Annotated in this window: 19 protein-coding genes; 3 read left to right on the top strand and 16 right to left on the bottom strand. The window is 66.6% G+C overall.

Features of this window, described 5'->3' with window-relative positions:
• Positions 1-262: 262 nt before the first annotated feature.
• A complete protein-coding gene (locus WEB52_06265; protein MEX2226033.1) occupies positions 263-457 on the bottom strand; it encodes a hypothetical protein in 195 nt (64 codons plus the stop codon).
• Between the two features lie 179 nt (positions 458-636).
• On the opposite strand from WEB52_06265, the gene WEB52_06260 reads away from it, so the two are divergent.
• Positions 637-2,430 carry a glycosyltransferase family 87 protein gene (locus tag WEB52_06260; GenBank protein ID MEX2226032.1) on the top strand — a complete coding sequence of 598 codons (1,794 nt, stop codon included), beginning with the start codon at positions 637-639 and terminating at the stop codon, positions 2,428-2,430.
• On the opposite strand, the gene WEB52_06255 is transcribed toward WEB52_06260, so the two are convergent.
• From WEB52_06255 to WEB52_06210, 10 genes are read right to left on the bottom strand one after another with little or no spacing between them, the layout of a single operon-like run.
• Positions 2,431-3,384 carry a methyltransferase domain-containing protein gene (locus WEB52_06255; protein MEX2226031.1) on the bottom strand — a complete coding sequence of 318 codons (954 nt, stop codon included), beginning with the start codon at positions 3,382-3,384 and terminating at the stop codon, positions 2,431-2,433.
• The gene (locus WEB52_06250) at positions 3,374-4,597 is read right to left on the bottom strand and encodes a glycosyltransferase (GenBank protein MEX2226030.1); all 1,224 of its coding nucleotides are present in this window, start codon (positions 4,595-4,597) and stop codon (positions 3,374-3,376) included. The genes WEB52_06255 and WEB52_06250 overlap by 11 nt, the downstream gene beginning before the upstream one ends.
• Complete coding sequence (locus WEB52_06245) at positions 4,594-5,727, bottom strand: glycosyltransferase family 1 protein (GenBank protein ID MEX2226029.1); 1,134 nt, start codon at positions 5,725-5,727, stop codon at positions 4,594-4,596. The genes WEB52_06250 and WEB52_06245 overlap by 4 nt, the downstream gene beginning before the upstream one ends.
• Complete coding sequence (locus WEB52_06240) at positions 5,724-6,362, bottom strand: class I SAM-dependent methyltransferase (protein ID MEX2226028.1); 639 nt, start codon at positions 6,360-6,362, stop codon at positions 5,724-5,726. The genes WEB52_06245 and WEB52_06240 overlap by 4 nt, the downstream gene beginning before the upstream one ends.
• A complete protein-coding gene (locus tag WEB52_06235) occupies positions 6,329-7,549 on the bottom strand; it encodes a glycosyltransferase family 4 protein (GenBank protein MEX2226027.1) in 1,221 nt (406 codons plus the stop codon). The genes WEB52_06240 and WEB52_06235 overlap by 34 nt, the downstream gene beginning before the upstream one ends.
• The gene (locus WEB52_06230) at positions 7,546-8,859 is read right to left on the bottom strand and encodes a hypothetical protein (protein ID MEX2226026.1); all 1,314 of its coding nucleotides are present in this window, start codon (positions 8,857-8,859) and stop codon (positions 7,546-7,548) included. Before WEB52_06230 ends, WEB52_06235 begins: the two co-directional genes overlap by 4 nt.
• Positions 8,856-9,782, bottom strand: a complete 927-nt coding sequence (locus WEB52_06225; protein ID MEX2226025.1) for a class I SAM-dependent methyltransferase — start codon at positions 9,780-9,782, stop codon at positions 8,856-8,858. The genes WEB52_06230 and WEB52_06225 overlap by 4 nt, the downstream gene beginning before the upstream one ends.
• The gene (locus WEB52_06220) at positions 9,766-10,995 is read right to left on the bottom strand and encodes a glycosyltransferase family 4 protein (protein MEX2226024.1); all 1,230 of its coding nucleotides are present in this window, start codon (positions 10,993-10,995) and stop codon (positions 9,766-9,768) included. Before WEB52_06220 ends, WEB52_06225 begins: the two co-directional genes overlap by 17 nt.
• Complete coding sequence (locus WEB52_06215) at positions 10,992-11,966, bottom strand: glycosyltransferase (GenBank protein MEX2226023.1); 975 nt, start codon at positions 11,964-11,966, stop codon at positions 10,992-10,994. The genes WEB52_06220 and WEB52_06215 overlap by 4 nt, the downstream gene beginning before the upstream one ends.
• Complete coding sequence (locus WEB52_06210; protein ID MEX2226022.1) at positions 11,963-13,156, bottom strand: NAD-dependent epimerase/dehydratase family protein; 1,194 nt, start codon at positions 13,154-13,156, stop codon at positions 11,963-11,965. Before WEB52_06210 ends, WEB52_06215 begins: the two co-directional genes overlap by 4 nt.
• Positions 13,157-13,403: 247 nt before the next feature.
• On the opposite strand from WEB52_06210, the gene WEB52_06205 reads away from it, so the two are divergent.
• The gene (locus WEB52_06205; GenBank protein ID MEX2226021.1) at positions 13,404-17,279 is read left to right on the top strand and encodes an N-6 DNA methylase; all 3,876 of its coding nucleotides are present in this window, start codon (positions 13,404-13,406) and stop codon (positions 17,277-17,279) included.
• A 157-nt stretch (positions 17,280-17,436) separates the two neighbouring features.
• Here WEB52_06205 and WEB52_06200 read toward each other — a convergent pair whose 3' ends face one another.
• From WEB52_06200 to WEB52_06190, 3 genes are read right to left on the bottom strand one after another with little or no spacing between them, the layout of a single operon-like run.
• Positions 17,437-18,510, bottom strand: a complete 1,074-nt coding sequence (locus WEB52_06200) for a GDP-L-fucose synthase (GenBank protein MEX2226020.1) — start codon at positions 18,508-18,510, stop codon at positions 17,437-17,439.
• Positions 18,498-19,823 carry a WcaI family glycosyltransferase gene (locus WEB52_06195; protein ID MEX2226019.1) on the bottom strand — a complete coding sequence of 442 codons (1,326 nt, stop codon included), beginning with the start codon at positions 19,821-19,823 and terminating at the stop codon, positions 18,498-18,500. Before WEB52_06195 ends, WEB52_06200 begins: the two co-directional genes overlap by 13 nt.
• A complete protein-coding gene (locus WEB52_06190) occupies positions 19,823-20,515 on the bottom strand; it encodes a sugar transferase (protein ID MEX2226018.1) in 693 nt (230 codons plus the stop codon). The genes WEB52_06195 and WEB52_06190 overlap by 1 nt, the downstream gene beginning before the upstream one ends.
• A gap of 339 nt (positions 20,516-20,854) precedes the next feature.
• On the opposite strand from WEB52_06190, the gene WEB52_06185 reads away from it, so the two are divergent.
• Entirely contained in the window at positions 20,855-21,622 is a 768-nt protein-coding gene (locus WEB52_06185) for a hypothetical protein (protein ID MEX2226017.1), read from the top strand.
• Positions 21,623-21,752: 130 nt separating this feature from the next.
• Here WEB52_06185 and purQ read toward each other — a convergent pair whose 3' ends face one another.
• Both purQ and WEB52_06175 read right to left on the bottom strand, forming a co-directional pair.
• Positions 21,753-22,454: a phosphoribosylformylglycinamidine synthase subunit PurQ gene (gene purQ, locus WEB52_06180; protein ID MEX2226016.1), complete on the bottom strand. Its 702-nt coding sequence runs from the start codon at positions 22,452-22,454 to the stop codon at positions 21,753-21,755.
• Positions 22,455-22,562: 108 nt separating this feature from the next.
• A complete protein-coding gene (locus WEB52_06175) occupies positions 22,563-23,495 on the bottom strand; it encodes a hypothetical protein (GenBank protein ID MEX2226015.1) in 933 nt (310 codons plus the stop codon).
• Positions 23,496-23,693 lie beyond the last annotated feature (198 nt).

The following is a 23,693-nucleotide window of genomic DNA, read 5'->3' as shown; positions in this document are numbered from 1 at the left end:
CGTCGGAGTCGAAGAGCAGGATGTCCTGCGTGCCGGTGCCCATGTCGATGGCGAGGATCTTCATGCAGCCATTGTAGCTACGCCGTTGATCGCTGCGGATGAAGCGTGGTCACGCGGGTCCGCCTGGCGGTCGGACGAAAAATGGCGAACGGCCGCTCCCGGCAGGACGTGGGAACGGCCGTCCATGATCTGCGCGCCGAACGCCGGGGATGGAGGGGATAGTCCGGGGGATCTCCCCGGCGTCCGGCGACGAGCAGCCTGGTCAGGCAGCGTGGTCGATGTGAAGAGAGGGTTGGGGAACCATGATGTCGGGAGCAGCGGCGGTGTCCGCGGCTGCGCCGTCATCGACCAGCAACGCGCCGGACCAGTACTGGTACAGCAGCACGACGGTGGACACGAGAACGACGAGCGTGAGAGCGATGGCGAACATGCGGCGTCCCTTCCTGATTCCGAACATGCGTACTGTAGAACGCATGTCCGCCCCTGTCAAGAGGGTTCAGAACAAAATTCCGTATATATCCTCAATCGACTGCCGTTCCCGAACGGATACGGATTCCCCCGATGCCTCCCAACACCGCCGCGCCCGATACCGGATGTGAACCTACGGCCGCAGGATGCGGCCGTCTCCGAGGCACGATGGCCATCGTCACAACTGCCCCGCTCCGGTCGACGATTAGCGCACACGTCGAACGCGTGATCTCCGCGTTGCCGCACCTGCTGATTGTTGCCGCGATCGGCGTCGAGGCGCTGGCGATCGCCGCCCTGCTGCCACTGACGCTCGACGTCTGGCGCGACCCCGCGCACTACGGCCACGGCGATTTCAAGCACTTCTACGAGGCGTCGCAGTCGCTTTCGCTGAGCGGCACGTACAACCCGGCGCTCGGCGCGCTGCTGCATCCGCTGACGCGCTTGTCACTGACGCACGCGTTCCAGGTATACTTCGCGATCAACGTCGCGGCGCTGTTGGGCGTCGCATACGTCGCCCAGCGCGCGGTCGAAGCGCCGCACGCGAAGCTCGCGATGGCGCTCGGCGTGCTCGCGCTGCCGCAGACGCACTGGGCGCTGCGCGTCGGCCACTTCACCGAGATCCTCGCCTTCGCGTCGCTCGGCGGCTTCTTGCTCGCGAGCAAGCGGCCGTGGCTGGCGGGCCTGCTGTTCGCCATGCTGGCGCTGAAGCCGCAATACCTGCCGGTGCCGGTGCTCTACCTGCTGTTCACGCGCAACTGGCGTGGGCTCGGTGCGCTCGCCGGCGTGTTCGGCTTGATGTCAGTGGCCGGCGTCGTCGCGGCGGGCGTTAGCATCGCCGATGCCGGCGGCTACTATGCGGATCGCGTCGCGTACGTGATCGAGGATGTCGCCGTGGGCCAGAGCGAGTTGCTGCTGCCCGTACAGGAATCGTGGCAGTACTCGTGGCGCGGATTCCTGGTCAGCGCGGGGATCGAACCGAATCCGCTGCTGGTCGCCGACCTGCTGGCGCTGAGCGCCGGCGCGATGATCCTCGCGTGGTGGCGCTGCACGCCGGCCGTGGCGCGCGTCGCGGCTGCGCTCGGCATGCTGCTGCTGGCGCCGTACTCGACGTTCTACAACTGGAGCATGATCGCCGTGGCGGCGGCGCTGCTCGTGCGGTCGGACCTGAAGCCGCGCTGGCTGACGCCGGCGATCCTGGCGTCGTTGGCGCTTGCGGCCGTGGCGTCGCAGGCCGCGACGCCCTTCCCCGGTCCGGACCGCTTCGCCACCGCCGACACGCGCGGACTGTACTGGATCCAGCCCGTCGCGCTGCTGACGCTCTTCGTGTTGGCGATCGCCGGCCGCAGGCAGCACGCCAACGCCGAGGCCGCAACAGAGCGACCGCCGTCACTCGTCGAGCGTCTGCGCGCGCTCGCGTCGGTGCGCGCGCCAGCGCTCGCGGCGCACGCGAGCGCGATCGCGTGCGCGGCGGCGATCGGCTACCTGGGTGCGGCGTACGTCAGCAGCAATGCACCGTTCGAGCCGGGGCCGTACTTCTCGCGCCAGGCGGTCGTCGACGCGCTGCCGGCGGACTTTCCGCTGCCGCCCGGCGCCGAACTGCGCGACGCCGGGCCCGGCACGATGCTGCCCTATCGCATCGAATGGAGCACGCCGCTGCGCACGAGCGAAGTGGCGGGGATCATGAAGCACCGTCTCGCGGATGGGCCGTGGTCGATCACGCACACATCGGAAACGGACGACGACACGATCGTGCTCCGCAGCGCGCGCGACGCCGCAGGCACCGACGGCGATGTCGTTGCGGACGTCAGCCTGTTGCCCTTCGACGGCGGCACGCGCGTGCGGCTCGAGTTCTCGCCGCTGCCGCCGACGCGCATCGCCGCGTACGACCGTTGGCTCGAAGACCAGGGCATCATCGTGAAGAACGTGGCGCCGGAAGACTACCCGGACCTGCGCACGCGGTAGCTACGCCGCGCGGCGCAGCGCCGTCACCTGCAACTTGTTGCCCCAGCGCCCGACGGCGGCATTCGCGCCGCGCACAGCCGTGCGATACGCCGTCATCGCGACGGGCAGCGACGCCGCGCGCATGAAGGCGCCCGGCTCGTGCCTGTAATACGCCAGGTATCGCGCACTCTCGGCATCGAAGCCATGCGCACGCAATTCGCGCTCGACGTCCGCCGCCCGCAAGCGAGCCACGCGATTGCCGGCGCCTTCGTAGGCGATGGCGAGGCCCACGCGCACGCCGATGCGAGTTGCCAGTGCGTCGGCCGGCTCGTTGATGCTGACGCCGCGCCGCGCGACGCGTGCCAGCTCGCGGACGCCGGACAGCGGATCGTCTAGGTGGTGCAGCCCGTCGTGGACGTACGCGACATCGACCGCGCGCGCCTTCATCGGCAGCCGCTCGACGTCCCCGACGACGACCAGGTAGTCGAGGCTGCGGCGCTTCGCACGTTCGCGCGCTCGTCGGGCGCAGCCCTCGGCGATATCGACGGCGATGACGGCGGCGCCGGCGCGTTCGAGCATCTCCGCGTCCATGCCGCTGCCCGCGCACGCATCGACGACGGTGGCGCCGCGAAGGTCAGGCAGTCTGCTGACGCTGCGACGAAACTTCTCCTCCAGGATCCAGCGATAGGCCTCCGGGGCGCCGTGCGGACGCGCGATCTCGAATGCTTCCGCGACATCGTGGTCGAAGTACGACGCCTGGCGACGTTTGTGCGCGTCGTGCGCGTGGTCAAGCTCGTCGTGGACGTGCGTCGCGTCGAAGTCCGGCGGCAGCAGGATGGGGATGCCGTCGCGTACCGGGTAGGACGCGGCGCAGGCGACGCAGCGCAGTTCGCAGTCGTCGCGATCGTCGCGCCAGCCGGAAAGATCACCGTGGCAGGCCGGACATGCGAGCAGCGAGCGCAGGTCACGCCGCATCCTGCGCCTCCTCGATGGACTCGATTGGCGACGGATGCTGGCCGGCGACGTCCCGGTACATGCGCGCGAGCTGCGGGCCGACCATCGGCCAGTCGTAGCGGCGCGCGAACGCGCGCGCCCGATCGCCGAGCGCGGCGCGTCGCGACGGGTCGCGCAGCAGCGTGCCGATCGCGGACGCGAATGCCTGCGGCGTGCGCTCGCAGACCACGCCGGCGTCTGCGGCGAGCACGTCCGGCGCGATGTTCACCTGCGGCGAGATGACAACGGGCCGTCCGGCGGCGAGCGCCTCGACGACGGCAATGCCGAAGTTCTCCGTGTGCGACGGCAGTGCCCAGACGTCGGCCGCGACGAGAGCGCCGAGCTTGTCATCGCCCCGCAGCATGCCGGTGAACGTGACGCGCCCGTCGATGCCTTCTGCGCGGGCGAGGGCTCGCAGTGATGGCGCCAGGCCTTCATCGTCGGGCCCGGCGAGCACGAGCCTGGCATCAGGCTGTTCGCGCAGGACGATAGCGAAGGCGCGGATCAGCGTGTCGAGGCCCTTTTTGTGCGATAGCCGGCCCAGGTTGAGCACGACGGGCCCGGTATGGCCAGCGAGCCAGCGCCGTCGAAATTCGCCGCCGGAGGGCAGACGTTGATACGCGCCCCACCGCACGCCGTTCGGCACGATGACCTCTCGCGCGCCGAACTGCAGGTCCGCGGTAAGCAGCGCCTCGTCGAGGGTCGTGAAGTGGAGCGCGGCGGCGTTCTCCAGCATGTCGCGCTGCCATGCGCGATCGGTCAGCGCCTTGGCGGCGCGGCTCCTCGCACGAAGGTGCGGATCGAGCGCGCCATGCGGCGAGACGACGTACGGCACGCCATGACGTCGCGCGGCGCGGTACGCAGCGAACTGCGGGTACGTAAAGAGCATGTGGATGTGTACGGCGTCGTACTGTGGCACCGCCGCATCGAACGCACGCCCGAGCGCAGGCGAAAAGGCGAGCCGATACGGCCAGCGCGCGCGGAAGAGCCGCACATCGAGTTGATCGGCGCCGTCCGGCAGGTCGGCCGGCATGACGCGCCGCCGCGTGGTCGATGACACCGCCTCGCCCATGTCCGTCGCGAAGATCGTCGATTCCACTCCGCACGCGCGGAGGGCAAGCGCGTACTCGACGACGCTGATCGCTGGTCCGCCGATGCGCATCGACAGCGATGGCACGACGTGCAGCACCCTCATGCGGTCACCATGTATCGTGCACGCTGCTCCGCGACGGCAGTGTAGGCCGATGCGAAACCGTCGATCGTGCGCTGCCACGAGCATTGCGCCGCCCGCTCGATGCCGGCCCACCCCAGGCGTTCGCGCAGGTCGCGATCGTCGATCGTGCGCCGCACCTGCCATGCGAGTGCGTGCGGATCCGCGGCCGGGGCGTGGAGCGCCGCGCCGTCGCAGACTTCGAGCAGCGTCTGGCACTCCGATGCGACGACCGGCGTGCCGCACGCCATCGCCTCGAGCGGCGGCCATCCGTAACCTTCGTGGTGCGAAGGAAAGAGCAGCACGTCGCAGGCGTTGTACAGCTCGACAAGGCGCGCGTCGGGCACCGGGCCGCAATCGACGATCGCGTCCGCGACGTCGAGTTGCGATGTCAGGGAGCGTTGCGCGGCGGTCAGAGGCGCCCCTGCGCGGATCAGCGTGACAGGCATGCCCGACGATCGCAGCGCGGCGATGGTACGCAGCACACCTTCGACGTTTTTGTACGGCCCGCCGGTCGAGACGTGCAGTACCGCGACCGCAGCGCCCGGTGCCACTTCGCGCTTGAGCGCGGCGCGGCGGTCCTCGTCGAACGGGCGGAAGACGCCGCCGACGCCATACGGCACGACAGCGATGCGCGCCGGATCGACGCCGAGCAGCCGCTCTGCGTCGCGCCTGGTGACGTGCGTCGGCACGATCACGCGGGCGACGCTTCGCAGGAACGACGTGCTCCAGCGAAATCGCAGCAGCGTCGATCTGCGCCCGCGAGGACCGGCTTCGCCCTCTTCGGCGCGCAGGAGCACCAGGTCGTGGCAGGACGCGACGACGCGGTTTTTCGGCAACAACGCCGCGAGGTGCCCGTAGCCGTGATCGACGATGTGATACACGTCGGCGCGGCGGACGCCGGCGAGCAGCGGGTAGCGCAGATAGCGCGTCGCGTAGCTGTCGAGCGTCCCGAGCCCGGCGCGCTTCGCGGTCGCCGACTCGTGCAGCGCCATCGGCCGCATCGCGATGCGATCGTGCGCATCGAAGCCCTGCTCGATACCGTCGGCGAGACGCTCCATCGAGAGCAGGCGATGCTCGGGCACGTCGCGCAGCAGCAGCACGCGCGTCTTCATTTGCGCGCCCTCAGTTCCCAGCTCGCGCCCCAGAGCGCGTCGAACGGCGGCACGCGCAAGAGGTCCGGGATCCGGTCCACGAACCGCAGCCGCGACGAGAGCGGCACGGGCCCCATGCGCCAGGTCGCTTCCACCCGAAAGCCCGCGTCTTCGAGCAGCAGGCGTGCGGATGCTCGCGTGAAGCCGCGGCGATGCGTGTAGTCCGCCCACACGCGGTGCGGTCGCGCCATCACGACGGATGCGACGAGGACACCGGCGGGCCGCGTCACGCGGTAGATCTCGTTCGCGAGATCGCCCGGGTCCTTCACGTGTTCGAAGACGTCCTTCGCCAGCACGGCATCGAACGAAGCGTCCTCGTAGGGCAGCGGTGCAACATCAAGATCGACCATCACGACGCGGCCGTGTCGAGACGCCATTTCTACAGCCCGCGCGTCGGCATCCACGCCGTGCACTTCGACGTCGGCGCGCGGGCGGTAGCGCGCAAAGTCGCCGCGCCCGCAACCGACGTCGAGCACGTTCCGCGCGCCATCGAACTCGCGCCAGTAACGCGCCGCGAGGTCGCGCGGCATGCCGGCGCCCTCGTAGTACGACTGCTTCGCGATCACACGCCGGCGGTCGAGGCTTCGCGCTTCCATGCTGTCCTCCGCGCTTCTTCTGCCGTGCACGCCGCGACGATGCCGTCGGCGGCCGCTTCGATGCTGTAGTCAGAGACGATTTCGCGGCTGCGCGCGCCGTACGCGCGTCGCATGCCGGCGTCGCGCACGAGCGCGGCGAACGCGTCGACAAGCTGCCCGGTGCGGTCCGCGGCCACGATGACGCCGTTCTCGCGCGGACGCACGAGGTCAGCGGCGCAGCCCACTTTGTCGGACACGACCACCGGCAGCGCGAAGTTCATCGCTTCGTTCACGACGAGCCCCCACGTCTCGTGCAGGTTCGATGGCAGCACGAAGACGTCGGCGGCGGCGTATGCTCGCGGCACCTCGCCCTGGTCGAGGAAGCCCGCAAACCGCACGTTCGGCACGTCGAGCCGTGCGACGAGCGCTTCGCACTCGTCACGCAGCGGGCCGTCGCCGGCGATCAGCAGCCAGCACGGCAGCGCTGCGCGCACCGATGCGAACGCTTCGATGGCACGCAGCGGTTGTTTCTTGTCGATGAGCTTGCCGACGAAGAGAACGACGGGCGCATCGTCATCGATCCCGAACGACGCGCGGACGTCGGCGCGGCGCGGCGCCAAAGCGGTGGCGCGCTCCTGGAAGTACGCGTTGTCGACGCAGTATCGCGCGGCGAACATGCGGTCATCGCGCATGCCGTGCGCGCGCATGAAGCGGCGATTCTCCTCGCCGATGTACAGACCGTGGCTGCGAGTGAATAGTTGCCGAAGCGCCAGCGATCGCGCGAAGCGACGGTATGGCGGCCGCTCGTGCAACAGCGTCTGTTCGTCGCGGATCAGCAGGCGTGCGCCGCGTGCGTGCGCGGCGAGCATCGCCAGCCAGGTCGTGGCGTGAGCGTAGCCGTGCGCCCAGACGACGTCGTAGCCGCCACGCAGCACGTCGCGTGCGACGTCGAACTGCGGACGCGCGTCGGATGCGCGCGCCGGCGTCGACGACGCGTTGGCCGCGAAGCGGTGCGCGTAGCCATCGAGCAGTCGCGCGTCCCATGCGACGGTTCGATCGAACTGCTCGTCGCGGACACCGCGAAGCGGCGCGTCCGAGTAGAAGTGCACCGTCAGGTCGATCTCCGGCCGCGACGCGAGTTCGCGGTACAGCGGCGCGAAGTAATGAATCGGATGCGAGATCAGGTGCGCCATTTTGCGGCGTTTCATGCGGGCGCCTCCGCGGTCTCGATGCGCGCGCGGCGTGCCAGCGACGGCATGAGGCCGGCGCGGATTGTCAGTGCGGCGAGCACGGCGAGGCTGCCATAGCTCACGACCACGACGCCGGCCGCTGCCCCCTGCAGGCCGCCGATGGCGGCGCCCGCCGGCACGGCTGTCAGGACGAGCAGCCAGTTCGCGGCTTCTGCGATGCTCGTGAGGCCGGGCCGCCCGATGCCCCGCAGGACTTCGAGCGGGAACTGGCGCAGGGCACGAGCGACAGTGGCGATCGCCAGCAACCGAAGCGCCGACGTAGCACCGGCGAACTCGCCGCCGAAGAGCAGATCGACCGCGGGGCCGGCGAGTACAAACAGCAGCGCTGACATCGCGACGGCGCCGGCGGCGTACGCGGCGAACGTCGCGTGTACGCGCGGACGCTCGCCGGACTGGTGCGTGGCGCTGACGTGCGGAAACACGACGATGCTCATGCTGCTCATCAGCAACTGCGGCGCCATGAGCAGCGCCGTCGCCGCGACGAACAGCCCGAGATCGTGCGACGAGAGCACGAGCGCCACGATCAGCGTCTCGACGCCGAGCGCCTGCGCGGACATGCGTCCGCCCTGCGCGCGCAGCCCGTACGACAACAACGAGCGCGCCGTCGCGCGCGCGGGCCATTGGATTCCGGCGACGCGCAGCGCCAGTGCGATCGCGAGCGCGTCGATGGCAGCGTGTCCGGCAACGAACGTGATCGCAGCCGTGCGCGGCGTAAGCGCGTCTGACGACGCGAGCGCCACGACGCCGCCGCAGTACAACGCGGGCATGGCTAGCCGGACGACGTTGAACGCGCCGATGCGCAGCCGTCCCATGAGCACCGACGCCGAGTAGGCGCCGACCATGTATGCCGGGATCAACGGCGCGGCGAACACCGCATCGATGCGCGCGCCCGACGTGTCGTACACGAACGGCACCACCAGCAGGTACAGCGGCACCAGCAGCGCCGCCTGCGCCAGTCCGATCGCCAGCGCGGTGCCATGCACGCGGGCGCTCTTCGACGCGTCGGCGCTGTGATACGTCGTCGCCACGTCGACGCCCAGGTTGCCGATCGTGGCGAAGAGTTGCGGCCAGAGCAGCAGTTGCGCCAGGTCCCCGCGCGCCGCCGGACCGAGCGTACGGGCGGCGATCATGCCGCTGATCAACGCCACGACCGCGATGGCGCCGCTCGTGCCGAGCGTGCCCGTGAACCGCGGCGCCATGGCGATGATCTCTGCGCGCCAGGCGCTCGTGCGGCGGGTGGATACCATCGTGCGTTCGCTGCGCGTCATGCGCTCAACCTGGACCCGCCAGCAGGCCTCAACGCAACTTCGCGTGCCTCGATGGACGTTATGGCAGCCTTCGGGCGCAGCCAGACCGTCGCGCCAAACGTCAGCAGGTCGCGCTCGTCGTACCGCGCGCGGAGCGAGCGCCACGCCTCGCGGTTCTTGCGCTTGTACGCCAGCGCCTGCGGCGACACAGCCAGCGTCACGTGTTCGATGTCGAAGTGCCGCCGGAAGATGTCCAGATATTCGTCGTAGGTGAGACGGCTGAACATGCCGTTGCGCAGCCAGAACAGCGCTTCCTGCTGTTCGTACGGGATCGCGCGCTCGACGAGGTACGCCTCGAACTGCGCGTCGGTCATCCACAGGTGCTCGTACGCGCCGAAGAAGTGAGCGCCGCCGAACGTGTGGTACAACGGCCCGAAGTTCGCGAAGACGATGCCGCCGGGCCGCGTCACGCGCGCCATCTCGCGCATGCAGGCCTCGACGCCGTCAACGTGCTCGAGCAGTGCCGTCGACGCGACGAGGTCGAACGAATCGTCGGCGAACGCGAGCGCCCGCACGTCCATGACGGCATGACGCACGCCCTGCCGTCGCGTCCACTCGCCAGGGTGCGGAAAGAAGTCGGTCGCGGCGAGCGAGCGCGGCGATGACTGTTGCCACAGTCGCAGTTCGTCGCCGCTGCCGGCTCCCGCGACGAGCACGTCGGCGCGCGAAAGGTCGATGAGCCGTTGCGTGCGGCGCAGGTGCGCCTCCGGCTCGTTGCCGCGGTTCGAGAAGCGCACCTCGTCGAACGTCATGTACTCCAGGTACGGCGCGACGCGCAGGTAGTGTTGTTTGCGGCCGCGCGCCCAGTTGAGTGCCGGATACGTCGCGCGCACGACGCGGACCGTCGTGTCGTTGCGAAAAGCCCGTTTAAGCTGCGCGAGCAATCGGGCCGTCCTTCGAGTCGCGCGCGAGCAACGGCTCGTAGATCTCGCGCAGGTGCCGCTCGCCCGACTCCTCCCACGACCAGCCCCGCACGCTCGACGCCGCCGCCTCGCCCATGCGCAGCCGCAGCTTTGCGTCAGCGAGCAGCGTCTCGAGGCGATCGCGCAGGGCATCGCTGTCACGCGCCGGCACGACGAACCCGTTGACGCCGTCCTGCACGGCGTCGGCGCTGCCGCAGTTCTGCGAGACGATCGCCGGCAGCCCCGCCGCCATCGCTTCCGTCGTCACGATGCCGAAGCCGTCTTCGACGGACGGCAGCACGAACACGTCGGCGTCATGGAACTCCGACGCGAGCGCATCGCCCGTCTTGACGCCGACCGCTTCGACGCCTTCCGGCAGGCCGCCGAGGGCGCGCAGGAATCGCTTGTCGATGGCACCGACGAGCCGCAGCGTCGCCGGCGTTTCGAGCTTGCTGAACGCCGCGAGCAAGTACGGCACGCCCTTGCGCAGCCCGACGCCGCCGACGAAGAGGATCCGCGGCACACGTTCGGTCGCCTCTGCCCTCTCCCGCCGCGCAGCGAGGAGCGAAGCCGCCGCTTCCAACCGGGACCCGCCAGATGCGTCGGTCACGGGCTGCACGCCCCAGGGGATCAGCTTTATCTTCGACGCCCGCACGCCCTGCTCGATGAACGTGCGGCGCACGAACTCCGCGGGCACGGCGAGCACGTCGGCCTCTTCGTACTCGCGGATCGTGCGCGCGATCACGCCCGGATGCGTCTGCGGCGCATCGAATTCCCACGTACGTGCTTCTTCCTCCAGCAACTGCGTCTGAGCGACGATGTGCGCCGACGCGATCTGCAACACACTCGGTATGCCGCGACGCCGCGCCTCACGGATGCTGCGCAACGACATGCTCGCCCAGCCGTTGAAGACGTCGCAGTCACCGATCAGGCGCGACGCGGCTTCGTCGTACGCGGCGCTGATGGCGATCTGGTTCGTCGGCTGAAACGCCGCCGGCGCGACGTGCTGCATCGTCCAGTTGACGGCGCCGATCGGCCACACGCTGCGCGTCCGCTCGCGCGAAACGCCGAAGTGCGCCCCTCGACGATACGGCAGCGGCGTGATCAGCCGCTCGAGCATCCCGCGCCGCTCGAGATCGGCGGCCCAGAGGTAGCCCGGTGAGAACTTGCCCGAGACGGAAACAGTGATCTTCATGGCCTGTCCTTTCGTTCACGCAGGAGTCCTGCGATCGTTTCCCACTCCCCCGCGCGATGCGCCGCGACCTGCATGTGCGCGAGCAGCCAGAACATCGGCAGGTCGCGCCTGCCACGCGGAGATGCGGCCGCCCGGTCGAGCGCACGTCGCAGCATCGGGTACACGGCCGCAACGAACGCGGCGCTCTTCATCGTCGCCAGCGCGCGCCGCGCGACGACGAGTTCGATCGGACGTTTGCGCAGCCGCAAATCGATGTACGGAATCGCGTTCCCGCGCCAGCGCCACTGCGTCCAGAACGCGCAGAGCGTCGCCGGCACGCGATGCGATACGACGATGTCGTAGTCGACGCGCCACGGCAGCCGCGCGCGCCGCAGCCGCTCGACGAATTCGACGTCCTCGCCGCCGACGCCCGGCAGTTCTTCGGGAAAGCGTGCTTGCGACGCGGCATCGCGACGGCACGAGAAGCCCTCCGTCCAGCCGACGGCTTCGGGCCCGTATTCGAGATCGTGCGTCGCCTGCAGGAAGCGCCCGGTCGCGCAGTCCGTGTTGAACACGCGCGATTGCACCGACACCATCCCGGCGCCCTCGCGGTACGCCCTATCGAGGCGCTGCAGAAAGTCGGCAGCCGGCATGACGTCGGCGTTCAAGATCACCACGACGTCACCCGTCGCGACGCCAATGCCGGTATTGCGCGCCGCCGCAACGCCGCGCCGCCGCGACTCTTCGATCAGCGTGATGCCATCACGCTCGACGCAGCCGCGCAGCAACTCGCGCGTGCCGTCCGTCGAGCCGCCGTCGACGACGATGATCTCCTTCGGCCGATGCCGCTGCGCCAGCACAGCATCAAGCGTCGCTGCGACGTCGGCACGCTCGTTATACGTCGGAATGACGACCGAAAACGTCGTCGGCTCCGTCGCGACAGAGAGCACAACCTCGCGCACAGTCCGCGACACCCGCGCCAGCATCGTCATGCCACCGCCTCATTCGTTGGCGTCCGCGGCTCGGCATGATCCTTTTGCTGTTTGCTGTTTGCCGTTTGCTGCCCGTCCCCTCTGTTGTCTGTTGTCTGTTGTCCTCCAACCCTTTGCCGTTTGCTGTTTGCCGTTTGCTGTCCGTCCTCACCCCTCTGTTGTCTGTTGTCTGTTGTCTGTTGTCCTCCAACCCTTTGCTGTTTGCTGTTTGCCGTTTGCCGTCCCCCGGCCATCTGTTGTCTGTTGTCTGTTGCCTGTTGTCCCCCAACTCCCCGCACATACGAAATCGTGCGCTCCAACCCATCCTCCAGCGCCACCGACGGCTGCCACCCGTACCGCTCGCGCATCTTCGCGATGTCCGGCCGCCGCCGCGCCGGGTCGCCGGGCGCCGACGGCATGTGCGCGACGCGCGCTTCCGCACCGGCCAGCCGCGCGATCGTCGACGCCAGCTCGATCATCGTCACTTCGTGCGGGTTGCCGATGTTGAATACGTCGCCGTCGCTACTCTCGTCGAGCGCGACGAGCAGCAGCGCGCCGACGAGGTCCGACACGTAGCAGAACGATCGCGTCTGCCGCCCGTCGCCGAACACCGGCAGATCGTCGCCCGCAAGCGCCGCCGCGACGAACGCCGGCACGACGCGCCCGTCGTCGATGTTCATGCGCGGCCCGTACGTGTTGAAGATGCGCACGATCGACGCGTTGACGCCGAACGTGCGACGAAACTCCACCGTCAGCGCCTCGCCGAAGCGCTTCGATTCGTCATAGCACGCGCGCGGGCCCGTCGGGTTGACGTTGCCCCAGTACGTCTCACGCTGCGGATGCTCCAGCGGGTCGCCGTACACCTCCGACGTCGACGCGAAGACGAATCGCGCGCCGTTCAGACGCGCGATCTCCAGCAATCGATGCGTGCCCGTCGAATTCGCGAGCATCGTTTCGATCGGGAACTGCTGATAATGCACCGGGCTCGCCGGCGACGCCAGGTGCAGCACGAGGTCGGCGCCGATCGCCGGCGCCTGCGTCACGTCGCAGCACACGAACGCGAACCGCTCGTCGTCGATCATCGCCGCGATGTTCTCGCGATTGCCGGTGACCAGGCTGTCGACGCAGATCACGTCGTGGCCGCGGCGCAGCAACTCCTCGCAGACGTGGCTGCCGATAAACCCGGCCCCGCCGGCGACGAGCACGCGCATCTCGGCCTCCCTGCACCCGCCGCCCGGCGGACCCTACGGCGAAACGCCCGCTTCCCTGCGGGCGGTATTCAGATACAAATTGTGCGCGTCAGGAGCGACGGCGGGGTATAGGGGGATGCCCGCGTTTGAAGTTGACCGTAATGAAGCGCCAGAGTCCCGCGACTGTGGATCAACATGCCCGAGTAGGCGTGAGAACTGAAATCGTGATACCTTCGGCGTTGCTTAGATAGGCATGTCGGGGTGTTAGTTGTCAGATCCGATTCGGGAGCTACGGGATGCCCTTCGTTCTGCCGCTATCGACTTTGGCGGCGACGCGAGCATCTCGGAATCCGAACTCGTAAACCGGTGGTTTACCTACGGGATTTTCGACGCACTGGGATTCGGAACTACTAAGAACGATTACCGCGTAGAACTTCGAATTCCTGGGGCGGGACGCGCCGATGTGGTCCTTCGCTCGTTTGGACAAAGAGCGCACTCCCTGATCGAATTCAAACGACCGCTCACGACGCTTCGGGAATATACGCGCCAGCTGCGCGACTATGCACGCGAACTCCTTCCGGTCAACGCGTTGTTGACGAACGGGTCCGAGCTCTGGTTCTACTCACGACGTGGGCCGCAACCTTTAGACCCGCTGGTCACCAGCCCACGCCGCTTCGATTTGGCGCACCTCACGATAAGTGAAGCCCGATTCCTTTGGCACAACCTGCACAAAGCTGAGTTGGACCTCGCCGATCCGAAGGCGCTCTCCGAACTCCTCAGTACGTTGCAAACCCAACAGATCCGTGTCGAGGGTCCAGCAAGCCCAGGCGGAAACGCGTTTCTGGAGTTATTCCGCCTCGACGAGATGAGCGTCTTCGGTCGATTGGTCAGAGAAATGTTCAACTCGTTACCCCAACTAGTGGCACGAAGCACATTCGCGTCTGGAGCTTATAGCTTCTGGGTGAGGGCGTACGCTCGTGACCTTACTCTCGATGAGGCACCTAGAGCTTGGCGCCCATTCTTGCCACACAATCCATCGGCGAACGACCTTAGACAGTTCATGTTCGCGCTCGAAAGCAGCTACGCGATCATCGCTCGTGCGCTCTTGGTCAAAGCGATGCAGGACGTCGGTTTTCCAGACCTCAACGCGCTTGACACCTTCCGAAGGGCCGTCCGTAACCGAGAGGCACACGGTCGCATCGAACTGACAGAATATCTGGGAGCCACACAAGAACTGTTCTCCCACGCCGGGCGGCAAGCGTTCCCAGCATTGTTCGCGTCCGACATCTTTGACTGGTGGGAGGACGCTAAGCTACTCCCCCAATCCGGACCCGTGGCTGGTGCGCTTGCTGAGGTTATCCTCGCAGTTCTTGGATTCTCATTTGATCGTCTTAAAGGCGACGTTTTGGGCGACCTGTACCAAGCATACTTCGATCCTGAAACACGCTTGGCACTAGGGGAGTTCTATACCCCTCCAGAAGTCGTCGAGTTCATACTCGACCAGGTAGGTTATTCGGGCCCCGACATCACGCACAAACGGCTGATCGATCCAGCATGCGGCTCGGGAACGTTCATCGTCGCCGCTTTGCGACGTTACCTGAAGGCGCAGGGCAACCGCCCTGCGCGTCATGTACTGGACAGCCTTCTCCGCGGTCTTCTCATCGTCGGCCTAGACGTTAACCCATTTGCCACGCTGTTGGCCCAAATCAACTACGCCACCCAGATCCTTCCGCTCTACGCGCGCGTCGCACAGCAAGGGCACATCGTAATCAGCACTGTTCCGATTTTCCGTACGGACTCGCTGCGCTACGAAACTCGGGAGTCAGAAGAAGAAGCCTTCCCCGTACCACCCCAACGAGCACGACCGATCCCCGACAGGCAACCCAGGTTCCCGCTCACATATCAAACAGAAACCTCGCTGATTCGAGAGCGGATCCCCGTCCGAGTGCAATCCGAGTATCTCCGGGTTGAACTTAAGGTTCCACGCGCGGACCTCGCGCTGGAAAAGGGATACATCGACAATCTCGAAGAATACGCGTTCGCGCTTTCTGCGCTCTTCGACACCGTCGACAGTGGCGAAGGGCACGACGAACTGATCCAGCGCCTTCGGGCGACTGGAGTTGCGAAGCCAAGCGATCTGGCTCAATTCATGAGCGACGCCCTGCAGTCAATTCGTGCAACCGTGGAAAACCTGAGGACGAAGTACGACGACGGGCGGTTTCGCAAGACGCTTCGCGATCTCGCTGTCGCGCTTGTCGTCAAGAATCAGTTGAAATACGACTTTGTCATCGGTAACCCACCGTATGTCCGCGTTCAGAACCTACCTTCTGAACTCAAGGAATACTGGGAGGACAAGTACCAGTGGGTCGATGGCAACTTCGACTTGTACATGCCGTTCATCGAGCGGGCATTAACTGATTGGCTGAAAGAGGAGGGGAAACTCGGCTTCATATGTTCGAATCGATTCCTAGTTACCAACTACGCGGAACGCCTTCGTACAGCAGTTCCGGCAGTTGCCGCAGTAGACCTAATTGTCGACCTCCGCGACGCACAAATATTCAAAGGCGCGACTAACTATCCCGCCATATTCGTGATGACCAGGGGAAAGATCCGCGAGCGATTCATCGCGGCACGGGCATATTCGCGGATTCAAGCGACAAGCGACACCCTCATCGGCGATATCGCTTCCAACATCGGGAAACTTGGTGAGTCCAGCGGGCACGTGAGAAGCGACCTTTCTGACGCCTTCTCGATGAGGTCTAGCGACCTCGCGCCGCAAGGTTGGCATCTCATGCCCGCGGACGAAAGGCGCGTGTTCGATCGCCTTAAGAATGCAGCAAATCACCAACTTTCCGAGCTCACCGCCACTAGCAGCGGGAGTTTTCAAGGATGGGCAACTGGATCAGATGACGCGTGTGTGCTGCGGTTGGTCGAAGATCGTGGCGACACTCTAGTCTTGGAGCCGCGCGGGGGCGGCGGTCCCTTTGAATTAGAGCGTGAGGCCGTTCGTCCGTGGCTTTTCGGTCACGACGTGCGCCGTTGGCAGGTGAACTGGGGCGGCTGGTACGTCATCTTCCCTTACCGGCGTTACGGCTCTAATTATGAGCTTATTCCGTCGCGCGAGTTTGCCGAGCGATTCCCCTACGCCCAAGAAGGTGAGTTCATTGAGCAGACACTCCCCCTGCTCTGGAACTACCTTACGACCGGGTACATTGAGAGGCGCCGGGCTACCGTACATCAGCTGCTTCAATCGCGAGAAAGCGGTCGCTATCGCGGCGCGCTTCGGCATCGCTGGTATGCCGCAAGTGCGCCTCGGAGTATTGAATATTACGGCGCGCACAAGTTGGTGTTTCAGGTCTCGTCGACGGCGCCGGACGTCGCTGTCGATGAAGCGCGTTTCTTCTTTGCTGGTGGTGGTACCTCGGGTGTCAACGGCATCGCACTAAAAACCGAGTATGCCGAAATCCGACCATTCCTTTGCGCCATCCTGAACTCGCGGACGCTTGACTATGTCCTTAAACACGTGAGTGATGTGTTTTCCGGCGGCTCCTACTCGTACGGCGATCAGTTCATCAAACAATTACCGGTACGATTGCCGGACAGCGGCGGGAGGAGCCTAGCCGCCTCAATTGTCTCAACCGGTCAGCGGCTTACTGATCTCACACAGCAGCGACGGGCACTTCAGGACGCAGTTCATGGGTTTCCGCGACACCACCTCGCGTCAACCCACAGTTCGGAAGTGTTCCCGCTAGATCAACTAACAGAGCACGGAAATCTACCGCTCAGTTTCGCACGCGATGGCAATCTTCTTGAACATCAACTTGATGGAAGGCCATTGGTCCATCTCGGGCGGGGCCTCATCGTGTTCCCCTCGCAGGAACACGGAGAAGTGACGCTCAAGTGGCTTGAGCGTCAACGTTCCTCTCGCGTTGCGCGCGCGGATCTGTTTGAGCTGCGCTTACCGGTGGCGCCTAAGGACTGTCGCAGTTTGCTGTCTCAGTTAGAAGACACTGAGCTGTCGCTTGGGCGTCTTGATGCCCGAATCCATGCGGAAGAAGCAGGGCTTGACGAAGCAGTCCTTTCGTATTACGGCGTCAATTCTTCTGACCGTCGCGTCATCGATCGGTTCTTAACCCGCTTTTGACGTGTTGGCGTCTGGCCGAGACCACATTGCGGGCCGTAACTCCAACCCTCCCACGTCACTCCGTGAGATCTTCTAGCACTCACTAGAACAAATGTTTCACGTGAAACAATTGCGGGCGTTCCCGCTTCCAGCCTCTAGCGTCCAGCCTCCAGCGCCCCTACGCCGCGCGCCGCTCCGCGCCCGCCTCCGGCTCGTCGTCCGAGAGCGCAGCCTCGAACGCCGCCGGCACCCGCCGTTTGCTGTTTGCTGTTTGCTGTTTGTTCGCGGCGCGAAGCGCGACCCACCACCGAATCGTCTCGCGCAGGCCGGCTTCGAAGTCCGTGCTGGCGGCGAACCCGAAGCGCTCGCGGGCGCGCGACACGTCGAGCATGCGGCGGGGCTGGCCATCGGGCTTGCTGGCGTCCCAGGCGATCTCGCCGGTGAAGCCGCACAGCGCGGCGATCGTCTCCGCAAGCGCGCGCACCGTGATCTCGCGGCCAGCGCCCAGGTTCACGGGGTCGCCGCCGTCGTAGCGCTCCGTCGCCAGCACGATGCCCTCCGCCGCGTCGTCGACGTACAGGAATTCGCGCGATGCGGCGCCGGTGCCCCACGCCGTCACCACGTCGTCGCCGCGCTCCGCCGCTTCGATGAACTTGCGGATCAGCGCCGGGATCACGTGGCTGCTCTCCGCGTCGAAGTTGTCGCCGGGGCCGTAGAGGTTCACCGGCAGCAGCGTGATCGCGTTGAAGCCGTACTGCTCGCGGTACGCCTGCGCCTGCACGATCTGCATCTTCTTCGCCAGGCCGTAGGGCGCGTTCGTCTCCTCCGGGTAGCCGTCCCACAGGTCGTCCTCGCGGAAGGGCACGGGCGTGTGCTTGGGGTAGGCGCAGACCGTCGCGACGCCGACGTACTTGTCGACGCCGGCGAGCCGCGCCTGCTCCATGAGCTGGATGCCCATGATGGCGTTGTCGTAGAAGAAGCGGCCCGGGTTCTCGCGGTTGGCGCCGATGCCGCCGACGACCGCCGCCAGGTGTACGACGACCTCCGGCTGCGCCTCGGCGAGCGCCAGGTCGATGGCGTCCTTCTCGCGCAGGTCGTAGTCGACGCTGCGCGGCACGAAGACCCACGCGCCGCGCTCGCACAGCTTCTGCACGACGTGCCGGCCGACGAAGCCGCCGCCGCCGGTGACCATCACCCGCCGCCCGAAGAGCGTGCTCACACGCCTCGCCAAAGGCGCGCTCACGCTGCCCATCGCTGGTCGCTCCCCTCCTGCGATGCCCGCTCGACGGGGCGCATGATGCGTCCCAGCGCGTGTACGCGGCCGCGCCCCGCCGACCGCAGCACCGACGCCACCAACTGCTCGTACGAACGCAGCGCCGTCGCCTCCGAAAGCACGGTATCGGACCAGTCGCGCGCCGAGCGCGAGAGATGCGCCTGCAGCCCCGGATCGCACGCCCCGCGCTCGATCGCCGCAAGCAGCGCCCGCGGATCGTCGGGCTGCGCGAGGATGCCGCCGCTGCTCCAGTTGATCTCGCGCGCCGTCTCGCTGTCCTCCGCCACCGCCGCGACGACGGGGCGTCCGGCCGCGAAGTACGCCGTCAGCTTCGATGGCAGCGCCATGTCGCGCACGCTGCCGCGCTGGTTCACCAGCAGCACATCGGCCGCAGCGAGGATGTTCGGCAGCATGGCGTCGGGTTGCAGCGGCAGGAAGCGCACGTTCTCCAGGGCGTAACGATTGGTCATCGCTTCGAGCGCGGCGCGTTGGCTGCCGTCCCCCATCAGCACGAACAGCAGCCCCGGCGCGTTGCCCTGCGCGATGCGCGCCGCTTCGATGACGGTCTCGAGTCCTTGCTTGGCGCCCATGTTGCCGGCGTGCAGCACGACGGTCCGCCGGGCGGCCGCGTCGTCCCACGCGAAGCGGGCGCGCACGTCGTCGCGATGCATCGTGACCGGCGCGGTGCGCGTCCAGTTGCGCACGCGCCGGATCCGCGACGGCTCGACGCCCATCGCTTCGAGGCACGGGCGAAAGCCTTCGGCAACGATGCCGATCGCGGACGCGCGCTGCGCCGCCCACGCTTCGGCGAGCCGCACAACGCCCGCGACGCGGCCGCCGCCCGGGACGCCGCTCTGGCGCGCCGCTTCGGCGGTCATGTCCTGGAAGACGAGCCCGTACGGCACGTCGAACTTCCGCGCCGCCACGCGCGCGAGCACGCCGCCGCTCAGCGCCGGCACGACGCCGAGCACCGCGTGCGGACGCGGCAATCGCAGCGCCGTCAGCGCGCTCGCGAAGAACGTCGCTTCGTACGCCGCGCGATGCAACGCGCCGTGCTTCGAGGGCACGTAGTGGCGTCGCCGCAGCAGACGCACGCCGTTGCGCACTTCGCGCACGGTCATCTTGCCGCGATACGCCTCGGCGACGCGCCACGACGGGTAGTGCGGCATGCCGGTCACCGCCGTGACGTCGTAGCCGCGGTGCGCCAGGTGCTCGGCGAGGCGCGTCGTGTAGGGGCCGATGCCGGTCTCGTCGGGCTCGTAGTACATGCTGGTGATCAGCAGTCGCGTCATCAGTCGCCGTCCCGCTTCGCGATCGGCTTGAAGGTCTGGAGCAGCAGCCAGCAGTCGCCGAAGAACGTCAGGTTCGTCGCGTAGTCGACGTCGAGCTGCATGCGCTGCTGCGGCGTCAGCGCGTTGCGGCCGTTGACCTGGAAGGGCCCGGAGATGGCGGGCCGCACCGACGTGATGACCTCCATGCTGCGCGCTTCCGGCGGCAGCGCCGGCAGGTACGGGCGCGGCCCGACGAGGCTCATGTCGCCGCGCAGCACGTTCAAAAACTGCGGCAACTCGTCGAGGCTGGACTTGCGCAGGAAGCGCCCGAGCGGCGTCACGCGCGGGTCGTCCTTCAGCTTGTAGTTCGTCGCGTACTGCTCCGCGAGGTCGGGGTGCGTGCGCTTCCAGTGCTCCATGACGATGTCGGCGTCGTGGACCATCGTGCGGAACTTCCACATCCAGAATCGCCGCCCGTCCATGCCGACGCGCTCCGATGCGTAGAGCACCGGCCAGCCCGACGTCAGCAGCACGGCGACGCCGACGATGAGCATCAGCGGCAGACAGCCGGCGAACATCAGCGAGCCGAGCGCGAGATCGAAGGCGCGTTTGCCTCGACGCTGGTAGAAGCTGCGGCGCAGCGCCGATTCGGGAATGGCGCCGATGTGCGCGATGGCGGCGGGATAGAGATCGGGCGCGGGTGCCGACGCCAAGTCTGCCTCCCTGCTGACGCAGCGATGCCCCCCCGAGGGGGCGTGCGCCCGGGTGTCCTTCCCCCGGGCACTCGTCGCGTATTGTCGGGATGATCCGACGATCTTGCGATGGGCGCCTCCCTACGGGAGTGCGGGGAGTTCCCCTACGTTTGGCGGTCAGCGGTCAGCGGGGGGTGCAACTACAGATGGTCACAGATGGCACAGATGAGAAGGGTTGTCCGCCGATGGGCCAGATGCTGACAGATGGTTGAGGGTGAGCGGGTGGGGACGGCTCCCTTTCACGATGACGCGTCGACAATTCCCTGTGTAATGACATTGCAGTGTTTGAATATTGCGGCCTTGGGGCTTGACAAACCGCGGAACATTTTCGTAGTCATCGAAGCAATCTGGTGGAGTAGGGCAATGCAACCCTCCATACGCCGCCCGGCGAGTTCAATCGTGTCTCTCGTAGTGTTGGTGATACTCGCTTCTTCCGGTTTCGTGATCGGCTGGGCCTTCCTCCGCGGCGACGGGAGCACAGAAGCCCAGGAGCGCGGCGCAGACCTTGGTAACGAGATTGAAGCTCGGCAGACCGCCGTTGCAGAGGGCGGGCGATTCGTCGGTGAACTCCTGGGAGTACCAATCGCACCATCTCTGATGGACGTACCTCCATCCATCGTGAGCGAGCGGAACGCACGACATGCGGGTGGCTGCGTCGACATACCAGTCGCTCAAGCAGGTACTCTCGACCTGCCCCGCCCTGTCCAAATGCCCCCGGGCTTCACGCTCGAAGCTGGGTATCCCAGAGCGACCGCATGCGGGGGTTCTGCCTCGGGGATTCAGTGGCGCTATTTGGGGCCCGGGGCCTATGGAACCCCAGCCAACGTCTCGGTTCTTCGGGGCGTCACGAAATATGTGACGGCCGACGTACCCGCGAAGAATGTGTCGACCGTACGCGTCGGGACGAGAGAAGCGATCCTAATCCGACCAACCACTTCGGACGGGTTCGTGCAGATCTCCCAGGTTGTTTTTCCTGAAGGATTCGGCACGACCGTCGTCTACGCCTTCAATCTTTCGGAAGAGTCACTCCTGCAGGTGGCCAGCGCGGTGGAGGAAGCAACGCGATGAGACGGTCAGCGGTCGGCGGTCAGCGGTCAGCGGTCAGCGGTCAGCGGTCAGCGGAGAGACGGAACCACAGATGAGCACAGATGCCTCAGATGGGGATGGCGAAGGACTCTTCGCTCAGAATGACGGGTGTCTAGGCGACGGCTTCTACGGCGCTTTCGATCATCGAGCGGAAGATGACGAGGCCGTCGGTGCTGCCCAGGCGGGCTTCGCCGGCGCGCTCGGGATGGGGCATCATGCCGAGGACGTTGCCGCGTTCGTTGATGATGCCGGCGATGTTGTTCAGCGAGCCGTTGGGGTTGGCTTCGGGCGTCGCTTCGCCCTGCGGCGTGACATATCGGAAGATGACGCGTCGCTCCGCTTCGAGCTTCGCGATCGTCTCCGCGTCGGCGTAGTAGTTGCCTTCGCCGTGCGAGATCGGGACTTCGAGCACCTGGCCCTGCGTGCCGGCGCGCGTGAACATCGTCCCGTCGTTTTCGATGCGGAGGTGCGTGGGCATGCAGCGAAATTGCAGGCTGTCGTTGCGCATGAGGGCGCCCGGCAGCAGGTGCGACTCGCAGAGGATCTGGAAGCCGTTGCAGATGCCGATGACGGGTTTGCCGGCGTCGGCGTGGCGCGCGACGGCGTCCATCACGGGCGAGAAGCGTGCGATCGCCCCGGTGCGGAGATGGTCGCCGTAGGAGAAGCCGCCGGGGATGACGACGGCGTCGTAGCGGTCGAGATTGGCTTCCTTGTGCCAGACGAGGTCGGCATTCTGGCCGAGTTCGTGGGAGAGGACGTACTGGCAGTCGCGTTCGGACCAGGTGCCGGGGAAGACGAGGACGGCGAAGTTCATCGTGTTCAGTATATCGGTCGTCAGTCGTCAGTCGTCAGTCGTCGGGGGATGGAACCACAGATGAACCCAGATTTCATAGATGGGGATTGGGGCACACGGGCGTGCTGGTTACGGAAGTTGCGTCACGGTTCGGGTTGATGGATCGGCGAGCCACATGGTGCCGGCGAAGGGCAGGCCGCTGCTCGGGAACCATGTGGACTGCTGGTCGGGACCGGTGGCCTGTCGGTAGACGAACGAACCGTCGGCGGCCCAGCGCACGAACTCGCGCATGACGTCGCTATCGGACGGATCATCTTCGAACTTGAGCAGCCAGCGATCGCCGGTCTCGCGGTCGTACCAGGCGACCTGCGGCCAGCCGCCGTAGTCGGCGACGACGTAGCGTCCGTCGTCGGAGTAGTGGAACAGCGCGCCCGCGTTCATCGGGTACGGCCCCTCGCCGACGACGGGGACTTCGCGGAGGGTGCCGGGGAGGGTGGGCGGACCGTCGTCGGGGCGCGCGATGGTCATCTCGAAGAGCAAGGCGCACGACGTGCCGCAGTGGACCTGGTAGGCGATCGTGTCGTTGCCGAGCCAGCGGTCGACGAGGTTGATCGTCGAGCGCCAGTCGTCGTGCGCGGGCGACACCAGGAATGCGCTGTCCGTGAGGGAGGGCGAGGCGACGGCGATGCCCTCGTCCTGGATCGCGAACGCGACGAGCTTGCCGTCGGGAGACCATCGTGGCTCTCGGGCGGGGCCGGCGTCCAGGCGCCGCGCTATGAAGTCCGGCGCATCGGCGACGTAGACGCCATAGTCGAGTCCGATGTAGACGATCGACCGGCCATCGGGAGACCACTCCCACGGGCGGTACGGGAAGCCCGGCGGAAACGTCGCTACGCCCAGGCGCGCGATGAGGTCGCCGCCGTACGGAGGCGTAGCAGAGGCTTCCGGCGATGGAGCACTGGCAGCGTCGTCCGCGCGACGATCGCCTGAACCAGATGTTCCGTCGCCGCATGCCGCCGCGATCAGGGACAGGATGAGCGTAATGGCTAACGCAATACGCATCGCCCTACCTCCGGTGCGCATCATCGCATGCGACGGCTCGCGTGGTGCGACGCCAGCACGACGTTAGGGCGGCGCCAGCCCTACGTTCGCTGTTTGCGGCGTCGTTGTTCTTCGGCGAGTTGTTGGCCTGTGCGGATGCCGGAGATCATCAGTGAGGATTCGAGGAGTTCGCCGAGGCCGATGATCGCGGCGAGCCAC

This window comes from Dehalococcoidia bacterium (genome assembly GCA_040902535.1).
Taxonomy (GTDB): domain Bacteria; phylum Chloroflexota; class Dehalococcoidia; order DSTF01; family JACRBR01; genus JBBDXD01.
The sequence above is the reverse complement of the archived record's forward strand: the minus strand, read 5'-3'. Positions and strand labels throughout refer to the sequence as shown.

Coding starts and splice junctions, on each gene's coding strand:
- WEB52_06255 (MEX2226031.1), bottom strand. CDS start 3,384: ATGCGGCGTGACCTGCGCTCGCTGCTCGCATGTCCGGCCTGCCACGGT.
- WEB52_06200 (MEX2226020.1), bottom strand. CDS start 18,510: ATGGGCAGCGTGAGCGCGCCTTTGGCGAGGCGTGTGAGCACGCTCTTC.
- WEB52_06245 (MEX2226029.1), bottom strand. CDS start 5,727: ATGAAGACGCGCGTGCTGCTGCTGCGCGACGTGCCCGAGCATCGCCTG.
- WEB52_06240 (MEX2226028.1), bottom strand. CDS start 6,362: ATGGAAGCGCGAAGCCTCGACCGCCGGCGTGTGATCGCGAAGCAGTCG.
- WEB52_06260 (MEX2226032.1), top strand. CDS start 637: ATGGCCATCGTCACAACTGCCCCGCTCCGGTCGACGATTAGCGCACAC.
- WEB52_06220 (MEX2226024.1), bottom strand. CDS start 10,995: ATGAAGATCACTGTTTCCGTCTCGGGCAAGTTCTCACCGGGCTACCTC.
- WEB52_06215 (MEX2226023.1), bottom strand. CDS start 11,966: ATGACGATGCTGGCGCGGGTGTCGCGGACTGTGCGCGAGGTTGTGCTC.
- WEB52_06230 (MEX2226026.1), bottom strand. CDS start 8,859: ATGACGCGCAGCGAACGCACGATGGTATCCACCCGCCGCACGAGCGCC.
- WEB52_06210 (MEX2226022.1), bottom strand. CDS start 13,156: ATGCGCGTGCTCGTCGCCGGCGGGGCCGGGTTTATCGGCAGCCACGTC.
- WEB52_06175 (MEX2226015.1), bottom strand. CDS start 23,495: ATGCGTATTGCGTTAGCCATTACGCTCATCCTGTCCCTGATCGCGGCG.
- purQ (MEX2226016.1), bottom strand. CDS start 22,454: ATGAACTTCGCCGTCCTCGTCTTCCCCGGCACCTGGTCCGAACGCGAC.
- WEB52_06250 (MEX2226030.1), bottom strand. CDS start 4,597: ATGAGGGTGCTGCACGTCGTGCCATCGCTGTCGATGCGCATCGGCGGA.
- WEB52_06235 (MEX2226027.1), bottom strand. CDS start 7,549: ATGAAACGCCGCAAAATGGCGCACCTGATCTCGCATCCGATTCATTAC.
- WEB52_06195 (MEX2226019.1), bottom strand. CDS start 19,823: ATGACGCGACTGCTGATCACCAGCATGTACTACGAGCCCGACGAGACC.
- WEB52_06265 (MEX2226033.1), bottom strand. CDS start 457: ATGTTCGGAATCAGGAAGGGACGCCGCATGTTCGCCATCGCTCTCACG.